The 16,840-nt window shown below is 68.0% G+C and carries 15 protein-coding genes; 8 read left to right on the top strand and 7 right to left on the bottom strand.

The window, feature by feature from the left end:
* Positions 1–14: 14 nt before the first annotated feature.
* Positions 15–1,097, bottom strand: coding sequence for a peptide chain release factor 1 (gene prfA, locus WS69_RS06580; RefSeq protein WP_059469999.1), 1,083 nt, complete (start codon positions 1,095–1,097; stop codon positions 15–17).
* 66 nt (positions 1,098–1,163) lie between these two features.
* The gene (gene hemA / locus WS69_RS06575) at positions 1,164–2,462 is read right to left on the bottom strand and encodes a glutamyl-tRNA reductase (RefSeq protein ID WP_059469998.1); all 1,299 of its coding nucleotides are present in this window, start codon (positions 2,460–2,462) and stop codon (positions 1,164–1,166) included.
* Between the two features lie 544 nt (positions 2,463–3,006).
* Here hemA and WS69_RS06565 point away from each other — a divergent pair.
* The 4 genes from WS69_RS06565 to WS69_RS06550 all read left to right on the top strand — a co-directional run bounded on the left by WS69_RS06565 (position 3,007) and on the right by WS69_RS06550 (position 6,355).
* Entirely contained in the window at positions 3,007–3,261 is a 255-nt protein-coding gene (locus WS69_RS06565) for a hypothetical protein (RefSeq protein WP_059469997.1), read from the top strand.
* An 18-nt stretch (positions 3,262–3,279) separates the two neighbouring features.
* Entirely contained in the window at positions 3,280–5,094 is a 1,815-nt protein-coding gene (locus WS69_RS06560) for an aminopeptidase P family protein (protein ID WP_059469996.1), read from the top strand.
* Positions 5,095–5,183: 89 nt separating this feature from the next.
* Positions 5,184–5,735, top strand: coding sequence for an isochorismatase family protein (locus WS69_RS06555; protein WP_059469995.1), 552 nt, complete (start codon positions 5,184–5,186; stop codon positions 5,733–5,735).
* Entirely contained in the window at positions 5,732–6,355 is a 624-nt protein-coding gene (locus WS69_RS06550) for an HAD family hydrolase (protein ID WP_059469994.1), read from the top strand. Before WS69_RS06555 ends, WS69_RS06550 begins: the two co-directional genes overlap by 4 nt.
* Before the next feature lie 325 nt (positions 6,356–6,680).
* On the opposite strand, the gene ettA is transcribed toward WS69_RS06550, so the two are convergent.
* Positions 6,681–8,348 (bottom strand): energy-dependent translational throttle protein EttA, encoded by a 1,668-nt coding sequence (ettA, locus tag WS69_RS06540; RefSeq protein WP_059469992.1) that lies wholly within the window; start codon positions 8,346–8,348, stop codon positions 6,681–6,683.
* Positions 8,349–8,654: 306 nt separating this feature from the next.
* On the bottom strand, positions 8,655–8,957 hold the full coding sequence (locus WS69_RS06535; protein WP_059469991.1) for a DUF3761 domain-containing protein: 303 nt from the start codon (positions 8,955–8,957) through the stop codon (positions 8,655–8,657).
* Positions 8,958–9,092: 135 nt separating this feature from the next.
* On the opposite strand from WS69_RS06535, the gene WS69_RS06530 reads away from it, so the two are divergent.
* From WS69_RS06530 to gabP, 3 genes are all read left to right on the top strand, one after another.
* Entirely contained in the window at positions 9,093–10,058 is a 966-nt protein-coding gene (locus tag WS69_RS06530) for a glycerophosphodiester phosphodiesterase family protein (RefSeq protein ID WP_059469990.1), read from the top strand.
* 102 nt (positions 10,059–10,160) lie between these two features.
* Positions 10,161–10,505 (top strand): MmcQ/YjbR family DNA-binding protein, encoded by a 345-nt coding sequence (locus WS69_RS06525; RefSeq protein ID WP_059469989.1) that lies wholly within the window; start codon positions 10,161–10,163, stop codon positions 10,503–10,505.
* Positions 10,506–10,961: 456 nt separating this feature from the next.
* Positions 10,962–12,365 (top strand): GABA permease, encoded by a 1,404-nt coding sequence (gabP, locus tag WS69_RS06520; RefSeq protein WP_059469988.1) that lies wholly within the window; start codon positions 10,962–10,964, stop codon positions 12,363–12,365.
* A gap of 514 nt (positions 12,366–12,879) precedes the next feature.
* Here the strand turns inward: gabP and ychF are convergent.
* The 3 genes from ychF to WS69_RS35250 form a co-directional block, all read right to left on the bottom strand.
* On the bottom strand, positions 12,880–13,974 hold the full coding sequence (gene ychF, locus WS69_RS06515; RefSeq protein WP_059469987.1) for a redox-regulated ATPase YchF: 1,095 nt from the start codon (positions 13,972–13,974) through the stop codon (positions 12,880–12,882).
* A 430-nt stretch (positions 13,975–14,404) separates the two neighbouring features.
* Complete coding sequence (locus tag WS69_RS06510) at positions 14,405–14,770, bottom strand: hypothetical protein (RefSeq protein WP_059469986.1); 366 nt, start codon at positions 14,768–14,770, stop codon at positions 14,405–14,407.
* Between the two features lie 380 nt (positions 14,771–15,150).
* Positions 15,151–15,273 (bottom strand): hypothetical protein, encoded by a 123-nt coding sequence (locus WS69_RS35250; RefSeq protein WP_081464153.1) that lies wholly within the window; start codon positions 15,271–15,273, stop codon positions 15,151–15,153.
* A 307-nt stretch (positions 15,274–15,580) separates the two neighbouring features.
* Here WS69_RS35250 and WS69_RS06505 point away from each other — a divergent pair, with 307 nt between their 5' ends.
* Complete coding sequence (locus WS69_RS06505) at positions 15,581–16,762, top strand: UbiH/UbiF family hydroxylase (RefSeq protein WP_059469985.1); 1,182 nt, start codon at positions 15,581–15,583, stop codon at positions 16,760–16,762.
* The last annotated feature ends 78 nt before the right edge of the window (positions 16,763–16,840 follow it).

Here is a 16,840-nt window from a genome sequence, read left to right as displayed (position 1 = left end):
ATTTCCGGACGACGTCACTCGGCGTCGCCGAGCGACGCGAGCAGTTCGGCCTGATGCTCGCTGACGAGCGCGGCGATCAGTTCGTCGAGATCGCCGTCCATGATCTGCTCGAGCTTGTACAGCGTCAGGTTGATCCGGTGATCGGTCATCCGGCCCTGCGGGAAGTTGTACGTGCGGATCCGCTCGGAGCGGTCGCCCGAGCCGATCAGGCTCTTGCGGGTCGCCGCTTCCTTCGCGTGCTGCTCGTGATACTGCTTGTCCTTGATCCGCGCGGCGAGCACCTTCAGCGCGCGGTCCTTGTTCTTGTGCTGCGAGCGGTCGTCCTGGCATTCGACGACGATTCCCGTCGGGATGTGCGTGACGCGCACCGCCGAATCGGTCTTGTTGATGTGCTGGCCGCCCGCGCCGGATGCGCGGAACGTGTCGATCCGCAAGTCGGCCGGGTTGATCTCGATTTCGCCGATCTCGTCGGCTTCCGGCATCACCGCGACCGTGCACGCGGACGTGTGGATGCGGCCCTGCGTCTCGGTCGCGGGCACGCGCTGCACGCGGTGCCCGCCCGATTCGAACTTCAGGCGCGAGTACGCGCCATAGCCCGCGATCCGCACGATCACTTCCTTGTAGCCGCCGAGATCCGACGGGCTCTCCGACATCATCTCGACCTGCCAGCGCTGCCGCTCCGCATAGCGCAGGTACATCCGGAGGAGATCGCCCGCGAAGAGCGCCGATTCGTCGCCGCCCGTGCCCGCGCGGATTTCGACGAAGATGTTGCGGTCGTCGTTCGGGTCCTTCGGCAGCAGCATCGTCTGCAGCTCGGCCGCGAGGCGGCCCATTCGCTCGCGCGCGCCGCGCAGCTCGTCTTCAGCGAAGTCGCGCATCGACGCGTCGCCGAGCAGCTCCTGCGCGGCGAGCTCGTCGGCGCGCGCCTGGCGCCACTGCGCGTAGTGCTCGACGACGGGGCCGATTTCCGCGTGTTCGCGCGTCAGCTTGCGGTACTGGTCGAGATCCGCGGTGACGTTCTCGCGGCTCAACAGGTCGTTCAGTTCGGCCAGCCGGGTTGTGAGCTGGTCGAGCTTGCTTTGCATGCTCGTCTTCATGGTGCGGAGCGACGCTCCCAGGGAAGAAATCGAAAAGGGAAGGGGGGGACGGACAGGCAGGCGCCGCTAACGGCCCGACGAGTCCGACGAGCGCGGCGCGTGCTGATAGAAGCCGCGCATCAGTTCGATCAACGAATCGCGGTCGGCGCCGTTCGCGCGGTTGAGCGCGCTCGTCGGGCCGTGGATCAGCTTGTTGGTGAGCGCCTGCGACAGCGCGTCGAGCACGGCGGCCGGATCGTCGCCGCGCGCGAGCATCTTTTGGGCGCGCTCGACTTCCGCTCGGCGCAGCGCGTCGGCCTGCGTGTGCATGTGACGGATCACGGGCACGATGCTGCGCGCGTCGAGCCACTGCATGAAGTTCTGCACGCGCGTCTCGATGATCGCCTCGGCTTGCGCGACGGCTGCCTGCCGCGACGCATTGCCTTCGCGGACGATCGCGCCGAGATCGTCGACCGTGTAGAGGAACACGTCCTTCAACTCGCCGACTTCGGGCTCGATGTCGCGCGGCACGGCCAGGTCGACCATGAAGATCGGGCGATGGCGGCGCGCCTTCACCGCGCGCTCGACGGCGCCCAGGCCGATGATCGGCAGCGTCGACGCGGTGCACGACACGATGATGTCGAACTCGTGCATCCGCGCGGGCAAGTCGGAGAGCGGCATCGCGCGGCCGCCGAAGCGCTCGGCGAGCTTCGCGCCGCGCTCGGCGGTGCGGTTCGCGACGACGAGCTCGCGCGGACCTTGCGCGGCGAAGTGCGTCGCGCAGAGTTCGATCATCTCGCCCGCGCCGATGAACAGCACGCGCTGCTGCGCGACCTGTTCGAAGATCCGTTGCGCGAGCCGCACGGCCGCGGCCGCCATCGACACGGACTGCGCGCCGATCTCGGTCGTTCCGCGCACTTCCTTCGCGACCGCGAACGTGCGCTGGAACAGCTGGTTCAGATAGGTGCCGAGCGAGCCCGCCTCGGACGCGGTGCGCACCGCGTGCTTCATCTGGCCGAGGATCTGCGTTTCGCCGAGCACCATCGAATCGAGTCCCGACGCGACGCGGAATGCGTGGCGCACCGCCTCGGACTGCGGCAGCGCGTAGACGTGCGGCGCGAGCTCGTCGGCGGGAATGCGGTGATAGTCGGACATCCAGCGGATCGCGGCGTCGCGGGCCGCGCGATCGTCGGTCGCGCAGTACAGCTCGGTGCGGTTGCAGGTCGACAGGATCGCCGCTTCGGGCGAGTTCGGCGCCGGATGGCCGAGGAGGACGCTCTTGAACGTCGCGAGTGCAGGCTTGATCTGTTCGAGCGGAAACGCCACGCGTTCGCGCAAGGCGACAGGCGCAGTGTGGTGATTGATTCCGATCGTGAGGAGCTGCATGTCGAGGGGCTATCGTTTAGTCCCATATTATAGCGTTTTGACGACGAAGCCATGGCCGATGCGCACGGCGGCCCGTGTTCGCGGCTGGCGCCGCCGCGCGCCGTCGTCGCGCATGCCCGCATGCCCGCATGCCCGGCGAACCGTGCCGGACGCGCTTTGCCGGGGCGGCGGCTGCGCCGCGCGCATTCGAAACCGTGCGCCGTTGCGACGAACCGTCTGCCGGGCGCGACGGCATGCCGCGCCTTTTTGAGAAGCAATGTCAAAACGGTGCGAAAATGCTCAGTTGTGAGACGGGGGCGCGCCGGCGGCGACGGCGCGCGGCGGGGGAGCGAGCGGCTCGGCGCGTCGACGCCGCTGCAACGAGCGGTGCCGCGGCTATGCCTGATCGCATCGGACGTTGCTTCGTCGTCGTGCCGGGCGGTCGTCCGCGCGGCGGGAGGCCGGCTCGTGAACCGCCGCACCGGTCATGAATTGTGTGATGAATGGCGCTCGCTGCGCGCCGTTCGTGCCGACAGGACGAGTCCGACAGTAGAAGAGGCGTTGAATGAACTGGTTTGGAATCGTCGTGCTGGGCTTTGCCGTCGGCTTGCTCGGCTGGGCGCTCAATCCGCTGCGCAGCCTGAGCCGCGCGTCGCTGTGGCTCGCCGTCGCGGCGGGCGTGCTCGGCGCGGCGGCCGCGAAGATGGCCGGCAATGTCACTGGTCTCTTTTACGATGGCGAGACGCTCGAATGGCCGGTTTGTACGGCCGCCGCGCTTCTGGCCGTTGCCGTGACGGTGGGCCTGTCGGCCCGCCGCTGAACGTTTGCAGGTGAAATCATGAATGCCCGACTCCCCGATCCGTCGCCCGTGCCGGCGCGTCTTGCCCTGCTGCGCGGCGCGATGGCGCGCGAGGATCTGGCCGCCTACGTGGTGCCGTCCGCCGATCCCCACTTGTCCGAATATTTGCCCGAGCGCTGGCAGGCGCGGCAATGGCTGTCGGGCTTCACCGGCTCGGTCGGCACGCTCGTCGTGAGCGCCGATTTCGCGGGCCTCTGGGTCGACAGCCGCTATTGGGTGCAGGCCGAAGCGCAGCTCGCGGGCACCGGCGTCGAGCTGATGAAGATGATGGGCGGCCAGCAGACGCAGCCGCACGTCGAATGGCTCGCCCGGCACGTGCCTCCGGGCACGACGGTCGGCGTCGACGGCGCGGTGCTTGGCGTCGCGGCGGCGCGCGCGCTGACGGCGGCGCTCACGGCGCGCGGCATCGTGCTGCGCACCGATCTCGATCTGCTCGACGCGATCTGGCCGCAGCGTCCGTCGCTGCCCGCCGACGCGGTCTTCGAGCACGCGGCGCCGCAGGCCGATACAGCGCGCGAGGGCAAGCTCGAGCAGGTGCGCCGCGCGATGCAGGAGCAGGGCGCGCAGTGGCACTTCGTGTCGACGCTCGACGATCTCGCGTGGCTCTTCAATCTGCGCGGCGCCGACGTCAACTACAACCCGGTGTTCGTCGCGCATGCGCTCGTCGGCCTCGAGCGCGCGACGCTCTTCACCGCCGACGGCAAGGTGTCGACCGAGCTCGCGACGTCGCTCGCGCGAGACGGCGTCGACGTGAAGCCATACGACGCCGCGGCTGCGGCGCTCGCCGCGCTGCCGGAAGGCGCGGGGCTGCTGATCGATCCGCGCCGTGTCACGTACGGGCTGCTGCAGGCGGTGCCGCAGCAGGTGCGCGTGATCGAGGCGGTGAATCCGTCGACGTTCGCGAAGTCGCGCAAGACGCCCGCCGAGATCGAGCACGTGCGCGCGACGATGGAGCTCGACGGCGCGGCGCTCGCCGAGTTTTTCGCGTGGTTCGAAGGCGCGCTCGGCCACGAGACGATCACCGAACTGACGATCGACGAAAAGCTGACCGCCGTGCGCGCGCGCCGGCCGGGCTACGTATCGCCGAGCTTCGCGACGATCGCGGGTTTCAACGCGAACGGCGCGATGCCGCACTACCGTGCGACGCGCGCCGCGCACGCGACGATCGAAGGCGACGGCCTGTTGCTGATCGATTCGGGCGGCCAGTATCTGAGCGGGACGACCGACATCACGCGGGTCGTGCCGGTCGGCGCGATCGACGATGCGCACCGGCGCGACTTCACGATCGTGCTGAAGGCGATGATGGCGCTGTCGCGCGCGCGCTTTCCGCGCGGCATTCGCTCGCCGATGCTCGACGCGATCGCGCGCGCGCCGATGTGGCGGGCCGGGCTCGACTACGGACACGGGACGGGGCACGGCGTCGGCTATTTCCTGAACGTCCATGAAGGGCCGCAGGTGATCTCGCACTACGCGCCCGCCGAGCCGTACACGGCGATGGAAGAGGGGATGATCACGTCGATCGAGCCGGGCGTGTACCGGCCGGGCAAGTGGGGCGTGCGAATCGAGAACCTCGTCGTGAACCGCGCGGCGGGACAGACCGAGTTCGGCGACTTCCTCGAATTCGAGACGCTGACGCTTTGCCCGATCGACACGCGTTGCGTGCTGCCCGCGCTCCTCGACGACGAAGAACGCGCGTGGCTCGATGCGTATCATGCGACGGTGCGCGAGCGGGTCGGCAAGCATCTGTCGGGCGATGCGAAAGCATGGCTCGACGCGCGCACGCAGCCGATCTGACACGCGGCTCCGGTCGCCGGCCGGCGAATCGGCAACAGGCAAGCGGCAACCGGCACGAACGATCGAACGATAAGAACGGAGGGCGACGGATGGCGAACGTAGCGGTGATCGTGGTCGACATGCAGCGCGGGCTGCTGCAGCGGGCGACGCCCGCGCATCGGCTGGACGAGGTCGTCGCGGGCATCAACCGATTGACGGCGGCGGCGCGCGCGGCCGGCGCGCCCGTGTGCTTCGTGCAGCACGACGGCGACGCGGAGGACGACGTCGTGCCCAACACGCCCGGTTGGCACCTGCATGCGGACCTCGTCTGCGCCGACGCCGACTGGCGGATCCGCAAGCGCGAAAGCGATTCGTTCCACGACACGCCGCTCGCCGCGCAACTCGACGCGCACGGAATCGACGCCGTGGTGATCTGCGGCTATGCGTCGGAATTTTGCGTCGATTCGGCGGCGCGCCGCGCGGCGCTCCTCGGCTATCGGACGACGGTCGTCTCCGATCTGCATACGACGAACGACCGCCCGCACCTGAGCGCGGCGCAAGTCGTCGCGCATCACAATTTCATTTGGACCCACTGCACGCTCTCGGGCAACGGCGTCGCACCGCGGCCGCTCGAAGACGTGCTCGCGACGGAGTTCGCATGACCATCAAGGCAGTCGTGTTCGATTTCGGCGGGGTGCTGATCGACTGGAGCCCCGAGTATCTGTACAAGCGGCTGATTCCGGACGAGATCGGGCGGCGCTGGTTTCTCACGCACGTGTGCGGGATGGACTGGGTGGCGAAGCAGGACGGCGGACAGACGATCGAAGAGGCGACCGCGGAGCGCATCGCGGCGTTTCCTGAGCACGAGGCGCTGATCCGCGCGTTCTACGCGCACTGGCACGAGATGGTCGGCGGCGAGATCGAAGGCGGCGCGGCGCTCGTCGACAAGCTCGACGCGCACGGCGTGCCGCTCTTCGGCCTCACGAACTGGTCCGCCCAGACGTTTCCGTACGCGTGGGAGAATTTTCCGGTGCTGCGCCGCTTCAAGGACATCGTCGTGTCGGGGCGCGTGAAGCTCGTGAAGCCCGATCCGGCGATCTACCGAGAGATGCGCGCGCGGATCGATCCGCATCTGCCAGGCGTCGCGCCGCACGAGCTCGTCTTCATCGACGACAACGCGAAGAACGCCGCGGCCGCGGCCGCACTCGGCTGGCACGGGATTCATCACACGAGCGCCGATGCGACCGAGACGCGGTTGCGCGAGCTGGGCGTGTTCGGTTGACGATGCGGTGTGGTGCTGCATCGCCGCCGTCTTCGCGCGAACGCGTTGGTGGCGCGTCGGCGAAGTTCATGAAAAAAGCGGGCATGTCGCCCGCTTTTTGTTTCGCGCCGCGCACGGCGCAGGTCATGCATCGTGCGCGGCAGCCGTCGCCGCGGCCGATCGCCGATCGCCGATCGCCGATCGTAGATCGCGCGTACCGCCGCCGCTCGCGCGACGCCGATTCCGGCGAACGGCGAACGACGAACGGCGAACGGCGAACGACGAACGACGAACGACGAACGACGAACGACGAACGACGAACGACGAACGAATCCGCGGCCGGCCGTTACCGGCTGATCGGCTTGTAGCGCAGACGCTTCGGCTTCGCCGCTTCCTCGCCGAGGCGCGCGCGTTTGTCGGCTTCGTACTCCTGGTAGTTGCCGTCGAAGAACACGGCCTGCGAATCGCCTTCGAACGCGAGGATGTGCGTCGCGATCCGGTCGAGGAACCAGCGGTCGTGCGAGATCACCATCACCGAGCCCGCGAATTCGAGCAGCGCGTCTTCGAGCGCACGCAGCGTTTCGACGTCGAGATCGTTCGACGGCTCGTCGAGCAGCAGCACGTTGCCGCCCGCGATCAGCGTCTTCGCGAGATGCAGGCGGCCGCGCTCGCCGCCCGACAGGTTGCCGACGTTCTTCTGCTGGTCGCCGCCCTTGAAATTGAAGCGGCCGATGTACGCGCGCGACGGCGTCTCGTACTTGCCGACCGTCAGCACGTCCGCGCCGCCCGAGATCTCTTCGAACACGGTCTTGCTGCCGTCGAGCGCGTCGCGGCTCTGGTCGACGTACGCGAGCTTCACCGTCGGACCCTGCACGATCTCGCCCGAGTCCGGCTGCTCCTTGCCCGTCAGCATCCGGAACAGCGTCGACTTGCCCGCGCCGTTCGGCCCGATGATGCCGACGATCGCGCCCGCCGGAATCTTGAAGTTCAGGTTGTCGATCAGCAGGCGATCGCCGTACGCCTTGCTGACGTTCTTGAACTCGATCACTTCATTGCCGAGGCGGTCGCCGACCGGGATGAAGATTTCCTGCGTCTCGTTGCGCTTCTGGTATTCCTGGCTGTTCAGTTCCTCGAAGCGCGCGATACGCGCCTTCGACTTCGCCTGGCGGCCCTTCGGGTTCTGGCGCACCCACTCCAGTTCCTTCTTGATCGCCTTCTGGCGCGCCGATTCCGACGCTTCTTCCTGCTTCAGGCGCTCTTCCTTCTGGTCGAGCCAGCTGCTGTAGTTGCCCTTCCACGGAATGCCGTGGCCGCGGTCGAGTTCGAGAATCCACTCGGCCGCGTTGTCGAGGAAGTAGCGATCGTGCGTGACCGCGACGACGGTGCCCGGGAAGCGCACCAGGAACTGCTCGAGCCAGTCGACCGATTCGGCGTCGAGGTGGTTGGTCGGCTCGTCGAGCAGCAGCATGTCGGGCTTCTCGAGCAGCAGCTTGCACAGCGCGACGCGGCGCTTTTCGCCGCCGGACAGGTGCTCGATCTTCGCGTCCCACGACGGCAGGCGCAGCGCGTCGGCGGCCACTTCGAGCTGTTGCTCGGGGCTGCCGCCGTCACTCGAAGCGAGGATCGCTTCGTACTTCGCCTGCTCGGCGGCGAGGGCGTCGAAGTCGGCGTCCGGCTCGGCATACGCCGCGTAGATTTCTTCAAGCTTCTTGTTGGCCTGGAACAGGTCGCCGAGACCTTCCTCGACGGCTTCGCGCACCGTTTTCTGCGGATCGAGCTGCGGCTCCTGCGGCAGGTAGCCGATGTTCAGGTTCGGCATCGGCGTCGCTTCGCCTTCGATGTCCTTGTCGACGCCCGCCATGATGCGGATCAGCGTCGACTTGCCCGAGCCGTTCAGACCGAGCACGCCGATCTTCGCGCCGGGAAAAAACGACAGCGAGATGTCCTTCAGGATCTGGCGCTTGGGCGGCACGATCTTGCCGACCCGGTTCATCGTGAAAACGTATTGGGCCATCTGCGTGAATGAAAGAGTGAAAGTTCACGCAGCCGCGCGCCGGCTGGCGGCCGACGGCGGCGACGTGTGCGATTCGGTTCGTGGAAGCGGCCGCGGCGCGTGCCGGTGGCGGCGCCGCGGCTGCGCGGCGCGAACCGCCATTGTACTTCGGCGTGGTGCGGGAGCGCGCCGGACAGGCGGCGAATGCGTTTCGGGCGTGCGGCGACATTGTCCGACCGCCTGACTGCCGCGCCGGTTCGCCGTCGCTCGAAACGAAACGCCGCAACTGCAACGTTGCTTCGGCGCCCGTGCCGTTCCGACGGCGCGTCACAGCCAGGCGGCGACGCCGCCGTGCCCCGAGCACGTGCCGCGTCGATGTCGGCTGAAGCTGTACGCGCCGTCGCGGCAGCGGGCCGTCGCGCCTTCGGGGACGCGGCCCGATTTCGAATGCGCGGGCGCGTGCACGCTTTCTCCGTCGCGGTTCCGGTATGTGTCGTGGCGGTCGAGGTCGGCTTCGCCGCCGATGGCGGGCGGGGTCGGCGCGTAGGCGAATGCGGGCGCGAGCGGGAGCGTCGCGAGGGCGAGCGTGACGGCGATGCGCCGCGCCGCGCGGGACAGCGGAAGTAGCATGGTCTCTCTCGATTGTCGTTGTCGGTTTGGCCTGGCGGCAGGATGGCATCTTAACTGCAGCGAAGCGCTGAAGAAAATCCGCTGCGCATCGTCAAATCAAGAGATGAGACATGTTTCGATGGAGGAAGCGGACCCATGAATCGACAGATTGACCGGACGCGACTGCGGGCGGCGCTTGCCGGCGCCGCGCTCGGCCTGGCCGCGTGCGCGGGCGGCGGGCCGGTCGGCGAAGCGCCCGTGACGCTGCCGCTCGTCGTCGCGCACCGCGGCGGAACGGGCGACGCGCCGGAGAACACGCTCGAGGCGATTCGCGAGGCGGTCGCGAATCGTGCTGACGCGATCTGGCTGACCGTCCAGTTGAGCCGCGACGGCGTGCCGGTGTTGTACCGGCCCGCCGATCTGTCGGCGCTGACGCAGTCGAGCGGCCCGGTCGCCCGGTATGCAGCGGCGCAGCTCGCGCAGATGAACGCGGGCTGGAATTTTCGGGACGCGAGCGGACAGTATCCGTATCGCGTCCGCCCGGTCGGCATTCCGACGCTGCGCGACGCGTTGCGTGCGATTCCGCCCGCGATGCCGGTCGTGCTCGACATGAAGGCGCTGCCGGCCGGGCCGCAGGCGAAGGCGGTCGCGGATGTGCTGGCGAGCGAGTCCGCGTGGCCGCGCGTGACGATTTATTCGACCGACGCGGCGTATCAGGCCGCGTTTGCGCCGTACCCGCAGGCGCGGCTCTTCGAGTCGCGCGATGCGACGCGAGGGCGGCTCGTGAACGTGCTGCTCGGCGGTGCGTGCGAACGCGCGCCCGATGCGCCCGTGTGGGCTGGCTTCGAGATGCGTCGGAATTTGACGGTGAGCGAGCGCTTCACGCTCGGCGAGGGCGTGTCGAAGGTCGAGGCAACATTGTGGACGCCTGCGACCGTCGCGTGCTTCAAGCAGCGCGCGAACGCCCGCATTCTCGCGATCGCGGTGAACGACGCGGACGATTACCGCGTGGCCGCGTGTCTCGGGGTCGACGCGGTGCTCGCGGATTCGCCGCGCGGGATGGCCGCGATCAAGGCGGCGCTGCAGGCGCGGCCGTTGCGGTGCGGAAAGGAGACGCGATAGACGGAAAGCGCGACGGCCGTGCGCCGAGCGTATAGGCGGTCGGCGCGATTTCGGATAGGGTGGCCGAACAATGAATCCAGGGTGGACGTCCGGGGAGGCGCCGTGAATTTCGACGAAGTCAGGCAGATCGCGCTCGCGTGGCGCGGCGTCGAGGACGGCACGTCGTACGGCACGCCGGCGCTCAAGGTGAAGGGCAAGCTGCTCGCGCGATTGCGCGAGGACGGCGATACGCTCGTCGTCAAGGGCGTCGGCCCGGACGAGCGCGCATGGCTGATCGAATCGGCTCCCGACGTGTTCTACGTGACCGATCACTACGTCGGGTGGCCGATCGTGCTGGTGCGCCTGTCGGCCGCGCATCCGGACACTGTGAGGGCGCTGCTCCTGCGCGAATGGCAGGCGATCGTGCCCGCGAAATGGCGCGACGAGACGATGGGCGGCACGCCGTGATTTGTCTGTCGACGCGCGTTTTTCGTCGCTACGCTTGCTTCACGAAGCGCCGTGCGTGGGCCTCCGGCCGTTTTTTTCGAGCGGCTTCGCGGGCCCGTGCGACAGCGTCGGCCGGACCGTGCATCGCTCGCGTCTTCATCGATACGGCAATTGGTTCTATCGAAATTCACCGATTGGTTCTTAGTCGCGAACCGTTTGATGCTTACACTGCTTCGCTTCGGAGGCGGCCGACCATGATGCCGACGGCAGGGGCGCCGCGATGCGCCGCCGCATGCGCGGCGCATCGCAAACGCAGTTGCGCGGATCTGCGCGGCGCATCCGCCCGGGCGACCGCAGGCGCGATGTCCGGCCGACGCGCGACGCACGTCGCGACGAGCACGGTTCGATAACAAAAAAGCCCCGCGCCGCCTTCACACGATGCCCGGTCATACCGGAACCGTTTACTTGGAGGGAGACATGAAAGGAAGTCAGACAGGCCTGGGAACCGGCCTGAAGCAGCGTCACGTCACGATGCTGTCGATTGCAGGCGTGATCGGCGCCGGGCTGTTCGTCGGCTCGGGGCACGCGATTGCGGAAGCCGGGCCGGCCGCGCTGATCGCATACGCGATTGCCGGCCTGCTCGTCGTGCTCGTGATGCGGATGCTCGGCGAGATGGCGGTCGCGCAGCCGGACAGCGGTTCGTTCTCGACCTATGCCGATCGCGCGATCGGCCATTGGGCGGGCTTCACGATCGGCTGGCTCTACTGGTGGTTCTGGGTGCTCGTGATTCCGATCGAGGCGACGGCAGCGGCGACGATCCTCAACGCATGGTTCCCCGGCGTCGCGACATGGATCTTCGCGCTCGGCATCACGTCGGTGCTCACCGTGACGAACCTCTTCTCGGTCAAGAACTATGGCGAGTTCGAATTCTGGTTCGCGCTCATCAAGGTGGTCGCGATCGTCGTGTTCCTCGCGCTCGGCGGCGCGGCGATCGTCGGCCTGCTGCCTGGTTCGAGCGTGTCGGGCGCCGCGCGGCTCGTGAACGCGGGCGGCTTCATGCCGAACGGGATCGGTGCGGTGCTCGCCGCGATGCTGACGACGATGTTCTCGTTTGTCGGCACCGAGATCGTTACGATTGCCGCCGCCGAGTCCGAGCAGCCGGAGCGCCAGATCGTTCGCGCGACGAACTCGGTGATCTGGCGGATCTCGCTGTTCTATCTCGGTTCGATCTTCGTCGTCGCGGCGCTGGTGCCGTGGAACGACGCGCTCTTGCCCGCGCACGGCTCGTATCAGCGCGCGATGGAGCTGATCGGCGTGCCGCACGCGAAGGCGATCATCGACGTGATCGTGCTCGTATCGGTCGCGAGCTGCCTGAATTCGGCGCTCTATACGGCGTCGCGGATGATCTTCTCGCTGTCGACGCGCGGCGACGCGCCCGCGTTCCTGCGTCGCACCGACGCGAGCGGCACGCCGCGCGCGGCCGTGCTTGCGTCGACCGCATTCGGCTTCCTGACCGTGATCGCGAACTACGTGATGCCGGAGCAGGTGTTCGGCTTCCTGCTCGCGACGTCGGGCGCGATCGCGCTGCTCGTCTATCTCGTGATCGCGATTTCGCAACTGCGAATGCGCTCGACGCTCGACGCGACCGGCGAGCGCCTGCCGCTGCGGATGTGGTGCTTCCCATGGCTCACGTGGGCGGTGATTCTGTTCATTTGCGGCGTGCTCGTCGTGATGCTGCTGCGTGAGGATCACCGGATGGAAATCGCCGCGACCGCGGTGCTTGCGCTCGGCATCGTCGCGGCGTCGTGGATGAATCGGCGCGCGCGCGGCGCCGGGGCGTCGGCGTCCACGCAGCCTCGGGTGTCCGCGAACCTGCGGTGACGGGACATCGGCCCGGCGGCGGCGCGTTGCCGCCGGGCCGATCGCATTCGGTTCGATACGCGGAGTCTGGCGAAGTGCGGCGAGACACGCCGCGCCGAATGCAAGTCGAGCGTTCATTGGATTGACGTCTTCGACCGCGGGACGCCAGAAGGCTTGCTTCGGCTGCAGCGCGTATGGATTCGACATGCTCGCTGAAAAGAGGAGATTGATCGGAGCCGGGGGCGCGTTGCCGCGAGCGGCGTGCGGCCGAGCCAGGCCGGCATGACATGTCATGAGCCGGCGGTTTTTGAAGCGCGGAGAAGAGGGGACGCCCGAGGGGGCTCTGAAGGAGGCTTCGGGGAGAGGACGGGCGGGATCGCCAGGGCCAGCGAGCGTCTCTTCGATCGAATCGGAAAGCGGTGGCGACGCGCGAGGATTTCGCGTTCGGCGTGACTCGCGCGAAATCGAAACGACCCGGCGGTCGCGAGCGGCGAGCGATCCGCCGCCGCTTGCGACCGCCGAGCCTGCGGTACGGCTAGACGTTGAACAGGAAGTTCATCACGTCGCCGTCATGCACGATGTACTCCTTGCCTTCCGCGCGCATCTTGCCAGCTTCCTTCGCGCCTTGCTCGCCCTTGTACGCGATGAAGTCGTGGTAGGCGATCGTCTGCGCGCGGATGAAGCCGCGCTCGAAATCCGTATGGATCACGCCCGCCGCCTGCGGTGCGGTATCGCCGATGTGGATCGTCCACGCGCGCACTTCCTTCACACCCGCGGTGAAGTACGTCTGCAGGCCGAGCAGCTTGAAGCCCGCGCGGATTACGCGGTCGAGGCCCGGCTCTTCCATGCCCATGTCGGCGAGGAACGCTTCCTTGTCGGCGTCGTCGAGATCGGCGATCTCCGCCTCGATCGCCGCGCATACTGCGACGACCGGCGACTTCTCGGCGTCCGCGTACTGGCGGACCGCGTCGAGGTGTGGGTTGTTCGCGAAGCCGTCGTCCTTCACGTTCGCCACGTACATTGCCGGCTTCGCGGTGATCAGGCAGAACGGCTTGATGAGCGCCTTCTCGTCGTCGGACAGATCGAGGCCGCGCACGGCCTTGCCCTGGTCGAGATGCGCGCGCGCCTTCTCGAGCACCGCGACGAGCTTCGCCGCTTCCTTGTCGTTGCCCGATTTCGCCGCCTTCGAATAGCGGGCGAGCGCCTTCTCGACAGTGCCGAGGTCGGCGAGCGCGAGTTCGGTGTTGATGACTTCGATGTCGTCGAGCGGGCTCACCTTGCCGGCGACGTGGATGACGTTTTCGTCCTCGAAGCAGCGCACGACGTGGGTGATCGCGTCGGTTTCGCGGATGTTCGCGAGGAACTGGTTGCCGAGGCCCTCGCCCTTGCTCGCGCCGGCGACGAGGCCCGCGATGTCGACGAACTCGACGACGGCGGGCACGACGCGCTCGGGCTTGATGATGTCGGCGAGCGCTTTCAGGCGCGCGTCAGGCACTTCGACGACGCCGACGTTCGGCTCGATGGTGCAGAACGGGTAGTTCTCGGCGGCGATGCCGGCCTTCGTCAGCGCGTTGAACAGGGTGGACTTGCCGACGTTGGGCAAGCCGACGATGCCGCATTTGAGGCTCATGGATTCCTTCGGGATTCAATGGGTTGTGCGTGATGTGGAGCGCATCGTGCACGGCGCGGGGCGTTCGTCCGCGCGCCTTTTGGGCCACATCGGGGCCGGGCAGGAGCGTCCGTTCGGACGCTCGAGCGCAAGCGGGACGTGCGCTGCCACCAAAAGAGGCAATTGTAACTCGTTCGACGGCGCGCCAAGGCAACCGGCGGCTCGAGCGGCGTCGCCGCGCGCGGGCCGCCGGCCGATGTCCGGGCAGCGCGGGCTCGCAGCCGACTCGATGTGAGCGATGTCGCTGCGCACGGCGAAGCGCGTATCACGTGACAAGCGCGGGCGGAATCGCATTCCGCGGGAAGACGGCCGGCGCCTTCAGGCGGCGGTGCGGTGCGCGCCGGCGTCGATCGTCCTTCGTCCGCGCCGCCCCGCGAGGGCAGCGGGCGAATCAGTCGGCGGTCCGCCGATCGACGAGCGCCGTGCGGCAGTCGTTCAGCACGAGCTGCGCGAGGCGCGCATCGTAGTTCAGATCGTCGGTATCGATGATTTCCTCAACTGCGTCGCGCGCCCACTGCGCGTTGACGAAATCCGCGTGCTTCTTCGCGATGTCGAGCGCGATGAGCGACAGCTTCGCGAGCGTCAGCCAATCGGCCTCGCGCGCATGCCGGTCGAGCCATTTGTGCGCGGACTGGACCTGAAAGGCTGCACCTGGCCAGCTCTCGTTCAGGTAAAAGGCGCCGAGATTTCCGACGGCGAGCCAGCAGAGCAGCTCCACTCGGTCCTGTTGATTGAGATGGTGGCGCAGGTCGCTCATGGCCGTGCTCGCGATGGTGGTTGAGACCTGTTTTTCCGACGCCTGCAGATTGGTCGCGTCGTCATTGAAACGATAGCACGCGATGAGCGGAATCAGACAACCGTTCGGTGGGGTGGAACGCACTTTGCGGCGAGTGCCCGGGGCTTGCGCGCGGGCGCAGCGACGGCTGCGGGGCGTGGCGACCGTCCGTGCGGTCGGATGGCGAGTGAGGGAAGGCTGAAGGAAGTCGCTCGATCGAGCCGCCGTTTTCGTCGACGGGTGCGCGTTTGCGATCGTGCATCGGCTCGGCTTGGCTCGGCTCGGCTCGGCCCGGTCGGGCCCGGCGTCGGCGCTCGCGCCGCGTGTCGCGTGTCGCACGCGGCGAGACGCCGATCCGCACATCAATACCGATAGTAATAGTCGCGATGGTGATAGTAGCCGCCGCCTTCCGGCACCACGATGCATCCTGCGAGCACGCTGCCCAGCACGACCGCGAGGGCGGCGAGAGCCGCGATCCGTTTCATCGACATCTCCTGTTCCTGTTGTTGCGTCGGCTCACTGTAGCGGCCGTGCGCATGACAAGCGGTGTGCGTTTGTAAGGAAACGTGTGGCGCGTAACGGGCGGTCCCGGTCGCGTGCGGCGGCGGGCGAGCGCCGGTTACATCGCCGCTGGCGGGCGATGCGATCGCGTCGGCGCGCGGGATGCGCGGTTACGTGGAAACCCGCGTTCGACTAGCGCGGCGAAACCGGTCCGATGCGTGCGTTGCCGTGTCGCGTGCCCTGATTTACCGCAAATTCCCTGAGCGAAGCGACCTGCTTCGCCCGGCTATAATGCCCGCCATGACTGCCTACCATCAGACCTTCGACGTCGCCGTCGTCGGCGGCGGCCTCGTCGGCAAGACGGCCGCACTCGCGCTGACGCAGGCGGGCCACAAGACCGCGCTGCTCGCGCAGCCGGCCGCCCCGCGTCCCGCCGATCTCGCATTCGATTCGCGCATCTACGCGCTGTCGGCGAGCTCGCAGGCGCTCCTCGAGCGGCTGCGCGTGTGGCAGGCGCTCGACCACAGCCGGCTCGCGCCCGTCTACGACATGCGCGTGTACGGCGACGCGCACGCCGAGCTTCACTTCTCCGCGTTCCAGTCGGCGGTGCCGCAGCTCGCATGGATCGGCGAATCGTCGCTGATCGAATGCGCGCTCGACGCCGCGTTGCGCTTCCAGCCGAATCTCACATGGTTCGACGCGCGCGCGCAGGGCTTCGACGTGAAGCCTGACGCCGCGACGCTCGCGCTCGCGAACGGCGACGTGATCGAATGCGATCTCGTCGTCGGCGCGGACGGCGCGCATTCGTGGGTGCGCTCGCAGATCGGCTCGAAGGTCGAGCGGCGCGATTATCGGCAGACGGGCGTGGTCGCGAATTTCAAGGCGTCGCTGCCGCATCGCGAGACCGCGTATCAGTGGTTCCGCGATGGCGAGATCGTCGCGCTGCTGCCGCTGCCGGACGGCCACGTGTCGCTCGTCTGGTCCGCGCACACCGCGCACGCCGACGCGCTGCTCGCGCTCGATCCCGCGCAGCTCGCGGCCGAGGTCGAGCGCGTGACGATGAGCCGCCTCGGCGCGCTCGAGTGCGTGACGCCCGCGAAGGGCTTCCCGCTCGCGCTGCAGACGGTCGACCGGCTGATCGCGCCGCGCGTCGCGCTCGTCGGCGACGCCGCACACCTGATTCACCCGCTCGCGGGCCAGGGGATGAACCTCGGGCTGCGCGACGTCGCCGCGCTCGCGGACACGATTGCGCACCGCGAAGCGTTCCGCGATCTCGGCGACACCGTGCTGCTGCGCCGTTACGAGCGCGCGCGGCGCGAGGACATCCGCTCACTGATGATCGCGACCGACGGCCTGCAGCGGGTCTTTTCGCTGCCGGGCACGGCCGCACGCATCGTGCGCAATACGGGGATGGCGCTCGTCGGCGGCCAGCCGCTCGTCAAGCGCTGGCTGGTCGCGTCGGCGCTCGGCTGACCGCGGCCGGCGAACCTTCGCGCGGCACGGCGGTCCGACACTGCTCCGCCACAGTCGTACACTGTGGCGATGCACGCA

It is taken from the genome of Burkholderia sp. BDU5 (genome assembly GCF_001522845.1).
In the GTDB taxonomy this organism is placed as follows: domain Bacteria; phylum Pseudomonadota; class Gammaproteobacteria; order Burkholderiales; family Burkholderiaceae; genus Burkholderia; species Burkholderia mayonis.
The sequence above is the reverse complement of the archived record's forward strand: the minus strand, read 5'-3'. Positions and strand labels throughout refer to the sequence as shown.